At 45.5% G+C, this 2331-nt stretch carries 5 protein-coding genes; 1 reads left to right on the top strand and 4 read right to left on the bottom strand.

The window, feature by feature from the left end; all coding sequences use genetic code 11:
* The 3 genes from PSI15_RS17655 to PSI15_RS17645 form a co-directional block, all read right to left on the bottom strand.
* Positions 1 to 830, bottom strand: an 830-nt coding sequence (locus PSI15_RS17655) for a primase-helicase zinc-binding domain-containing protein (protein WP_443256114.1), incomplete at its 3' end; no start/stop codon positions are given.
* A gap of 96 nt (positions 831 to 926) precedes the next feature.
* Positions 927 to 1286 (bottom strand): hypothetical protein, encoded by a 360-nt coding sequence (locus PSI15_RS17650; RefSeq protein ID WP_273584655.1) that lies wholly within the window; start codon positions 1284 to 1286, stop codon positions 927 to 929.
* On the bottom strand, positions 1279 to 1404 hold the full coding sequence (locus tag PSI15_RS17645; RefSeq protein ID WP_273584654.1) for a hypothetical protein: 126 nt from the start codon (positions 1402 to 1404) through the stop codon (positions 1279 to 1281). Before PSI15_RS17645 ends, PSI15_RS17650 begins: the two co-directional genes overlap by 8 nt.
* A gap of 193 nt (positions 1405 to 1597) precedes the next feature.
* On the opposite strand from PSI15_RS17645, the gene PSI15_RS17640 reads away from it, so the two are divergent.
* Positions 1598 to 1777: a YlcI/YnfO family protein gene (locus tag PSI15_RS17640; RefSeq protein WP_045972425.1), complete on the top strand. Its 180-nt coding sequence runs from the start codon at positions 1598 to 1600 to the stop codon at positions 1775 to 1777.
* A 179-nt stretch (positions 1778 to 1956) separates the two neighbouring features.
* On the opposite strand, the gene PSI15_RS17635 is transcribed toward PSI15_RS17640, so the two are convergent.
* Positions 1957 to 2241: a helix-turn-helix transcriptional regulator gene (locus tag PSI15_RS17635; RefSeq protein WP_273584657.1), complete on the bottom strand. Its 285-nt coding sequence runs from the start codon at positions 2239 to 2241 to the stop codon at positions 1957 to 1959.
* Positions 2242 to 2331: the final 90 nt, after the last annotated feature.

The raw sequence follows: 2331 nt of genomic DNA, 5'->3' as shown, positions 1-2331 counted from the left end.
GTCGGGGGTAGCATTACCCAGCCATTAATCGCTTTGGCGGTCTTCTCTGCCGCTATCTTGCCGACGTTCTTCTTGGGTTTGCCGTTTTTGTCCAGCGCTCCCGGTTCATGCCAATCGTTATCGGCCGCAAGAATGATTTTCGCGTCTGGCCACCGTTCCCTAACCTGTTCGGCCACGTTAGGTAAGTTACCTTCATCCAGTGCCGCCAGTACCACACCCTCATGTAACTGACTGACCGTTAAGGCTTTCGCATAACCCTCGGTAATGATGCACGTGTCCGGTGTGCCGGTTATCTCAGATACGGGGATAACACTCCCCTTTTTCTGTGAGCCTGCAACAAGGCGCTTTTCACCATTGGGCTTAATGGTTTGTGCACCCGTGATAGTGCCGTTCAGTGTTTGGGTGATCAGTAATAAAATTCCCTCTTTCAATAACCGTTGTTTGGGGTATTGCAGCCCCTTTTTCGCCAGATAGCCGGATTGCCCAAATGTGGCTCGAACCAAGAGCCTGTTCACTTTCTCGATTATTGAGGGAGCCTCTGATTTGGGAGCCTCTTTTCTGGCAGGCTTAGATTCCGACAAAGGCAGAGCCAGCGCACCCGAAACTAATTTAGCGGCTTCAAAGACAGTAATCCCTTTAGCCCTTGCCACCAAATCCAGCCCGTCGCCATGATTCGGCTCATCACACTGGCGACAATGCCAGTCGCCATTACCGTGATCGTCGATGAAGTGAAAGCGGTCAGTTCCCCCACATATCGGGCAAACGCCATGCTTCCCCTTTGCCGGAACGTCAACGCCACAGGCTGGCAACAGACTTTGCCAATGATTCATGGCGGATTTTTTCACGGTATGGATAACGTCTATTGGGCGGATTTCTTCATTATTTTTACGGCTGTTATATCCATATGCAGATGATTGACTCATGGCTTATTCCTCATAAACAGTCGCTTGAAGCGCATGGTAGACTTCCTGATTGATATCACAGGCCAACGCAATCAGGTTATTTAAATCGATGGAACATTCTGACTTGGCTTTTTCAAGAATGACGTAAAATAAAGAGGTCGCCAGCCTTGTATTGTGCATGGCTTGATCCAGTGATATAGGCGATCTACGCTCGTACACGCTGACTATTTCAGTATCAACGGTTTCACCATCTGGCATACAAACACTGAGAATATTTTTGGCGGCGTTCTCCGCACCGCGCAAGGTCTTGTATTTGTAGCGAATAGTTTCTTTTTTTATCTCGCCTGTATGCTGATTGGTCGTAGTGACAATGATCTTAAACATGGCTTACCCCCTGAACGGAGATAAGGCGCACCGGGTGAATATCCACCAGCCGTTGATTGCTTGCTGCAATTAGGCATGTAAATTTAAGGCGAGTTTGGTTAGACTGTGTGTCAGCCATAGCATTAGCTCCGATAATGTTGTGGTTAGACGCCTCGATAGTGTTGCTGCACTTCGGGGCGTTGTTGTTTTTATTCACTGAATAGCTCAAGGTGTCAGCCACTATCGTATTTTTAAGTGTCAGCCACGTCAATTCTTTTTTATGAATATTTTTTGCGTATACTGTCAGCCACCAACTACTAATGGATACAGATATGGCAACGAAAGCAGTAAACGCAAAATCAAAAAAGTTAGAAGCCCGTGTACCACATGAGCTTGTTGATTCAATGGAAAAATTTAAAGAAGAAGGCGAAAGCACCGCGCAATTCATCATTTCGGCTATGTCAGGCGAAATCAAACGCCGCCAGCGTAAAACTAAAGCATCATCTGAATAATAATCAACTAACCCTCTTAAAGAGGGTTGTTTCTCAAATTGATGGTTACTTAATTTCAAATAATTTCTATAGCTAATATCTACCATCACATCCCTTTATGCCAAAAATCAGGCTATTTTTAGAGTGAGTTTGATCACTGCCAATTAAGGCAGTTAATTTTTTTTCATGATGTTATTTTTTTAATTGGTAGGTTTGCGGCTATACGGATTATTTATATTTTCTACGATTGGCGGATTATGTACCCAGTGCAACAAATCACTGAGCAACCAAGCACAAGAATTGCGGCCTAATGGCTTACGGGCGGGGAAGCGCCCTTCATTTTCCAATTTCCATGCTGACGTTCTGGAAATAGAGGTAATGTGATGGCGCTCCTTTTCGCGGACAAGGCGATCATAAGGTTCGCCATACTCGGAAAGGATAGAGCGGCGTTCTTCTGGTGTAGGAGAATTATACTGAATGGTCATGTCACCTATATGAACGCATCCCGTTTGCAAGACAAAAATCACGTTGACATCGACGGTAGGTTGCAGCTCTATATCCGGCCTTATTGCAGC

It is taken from the genome of Xenorhabdus sp. PR6a (genome assembly GCF_028599065.1).
GTDB lineage: Bacteria > Pseudomonadota > Gammaproteobacteria > Enterobacterales > Enterobacteriaceae > Xenorhabdus > Xenorhabdus doucetiae.
The sequence above is the reverse complement of the archived record's forward strand: the minus strand, read 5'-3'. Positions and strand labels throughout refer to the sequence as shown.

Excerpts from the sequence above, each read along its gene's own strand:
- PSI15_RS17650 (WP_273584655.1), bottom strand. The coding sequence starts at position 1,286 with ATGTTTAAGATCATTGTCACTACGACCAATCAGCATACAGGCGAGATA.
- PSI15_RS17645 (WP_273584654.1), bottom strand. The coding sequence starts at position 1,404 with ATGGCTGACACACAGTCTAACCAAACTCGCCTTAAATTTACATGCCTA.
- PSI15_RS17640 (WP_045972425.1), top strand. The coding sequence starts at position 1,598 with ATGGCAACGAAAGCAGTAAACGCAAAATCAAAAAAGTTAGAAGCCCGT.
- PSI15_RS17635 (WP_273584657.1), bottom strand. The coding sequence starts at position 2,241 with ATGACCATTCAGTATAATTCTCCTACACCAGAAGAACGCCGCTCTATC.